Annotated in this window: 2 protein-coding genes; both read left to right on the top strand. The window is 36.3% G+C overall.

The features are described 5' to 3' along the window. The first annotated feature begins 224 nt into the window (after positions 1 to 224). Positions 225 to 614 (top strand): hypothetical protein, encoded by a 390-nt coding sequence (locus tag HH219_RS21590; protein WP_169328594.1) that lies wholly within the window; start codon positions 225 to 227, stop codon positions 612 to 614. A 140-nt stretch (positions 615 to 754) separates the two neighbouring features. Beyond that, a complete protein-coding gene (locus tag HH219_RS21585) occupies positions 755 to 1,171 on the top strand; it encodes a hypothetical protein (RefSeq protein WP_169328593.1) in 417 nt (138 codons plus the stop codon). The last annotated feature ends 227 nt before the right edge of the window (positions 1,172 to 1,398 follow it).

The following is a 1,398-nucleotide window of genomic DNA, read 5'->3' as shown; positions in this document are numbered from 1 at the left end:
TGGCTCGAACGTCTTGTTAGAAACATTGGATGTTTGCCATTCAATATTCGTAACCAACAGGAGCATGTTCCACTTAATATAATCATAAGTTACTTTATGCAATTAAGTGGCTTGGTCGAACTATAAGTCACTCAAAAGGACAAATAACAGTTGGTTTTTGCTCCTTCGTCGCCTATTTTAACCAACTATTATTTGCCTCTTAGTGAGGCGTTAGGTTTACTAGTTTGAATTTAGTTATCAAAGGATTAAGAAATGCAATCCTTACAGGTTGGGGGTTGTCTTTTGCATATTTGTGGTATTTAGCAGACTTTAATGTGCTTTTCTCTCACTTGCTTTACGCTTCAGTAATAGGTGGTTTAGTAAGTGCATCAGCGTTAATCTTTTATATGCTGCCTATACACCTTTGGTTGAGCCGTAACGAACTAGTTGGTCTACATTACTATTTAATGGTCGGCCTTGTTCCGTCTATTATATTTGTATTTATACCTTCTTTTACGGATGCAACGGGTAGGTTAATTATTGAATCAATAATAACTTATGCAGTTTTCGGTGTTACTTTAACAACCGTGTTCTGGTTTTCTGTATGTTATCGTAAACCTAACAAAACAAATTAAAAGAGCGGACAAAAAACAGTTGGCTTTGTTCGTACCTCACAAATTATAGCCAACTATTTTTTGCCGTTTATTTGCGGCGTTATACGTACTTAAAGTTTGGATGTGAAATTAAACTTTGGTATTAAAAAATGGAGTAAATCATGTCGATGAGTTTGTTTGTTGTTTTAGCTCTTGAGATTGAACCAAACACTAATGAGTTAAATCAAACAGCCAATAAACTTGGCTATCAAATTGAATACTCGCCGAATGTCGAGCTAAAAAAACAGTCAGGTTTTATCCCTGTTACACTTGATGGTCACAAGGCTGGAGTTGAGCTTTATTCCTATTCTACCAATGACCTTCCCGAGCAATTTAAAACATTACTGCCAAGCAATTATAAGCAAGGTGTAGTTTATCAATTTAGGTTTGGCGGCAACCCTAAGGAAGCTCAAGTAGCTTTTACATCAGCAATAATTATTAATACTAAATATAATGGTGTTGCTATCGAAGATCAGTCTGGTGCATTATTATCTGTAGAGCAATTGGCAGAGGCGTTACCATATTTCAGCGCTATGTAGTAGGTACGTATAACTATAAGCCATTGCAAAGGACCGCTAACAGTTTGCTCGGTTCCGCTGCGCTTCACAATTTTAGCAAACTATAATCGGCCTCTGAATGGGGCGTTGTGGCTGTAGAATTACTCTTTTTTAAGAAAAACAGCCTGTTTTATGGGTTCCAAATGCATTACCTAATGCTTTAAAAACGCTTAGAGTTAATTACAGGAGCTCGTTTTTTAATTGAATTT

Source organism: Pseudoalteromonas sp. NEC-BIFX-2020_015, from assembly GCF_012952265.1.
Lineage (GTDB): Bacteria > Pseudomonadota > Gammaproteobacteria > Enterobacterales > Alteromonadaceae > Pseudoalteromonas > Pseudoalteromonas neustonica.
This window is presented reverse-complemented; position numbering and strand designations above follow the sequence as displayed.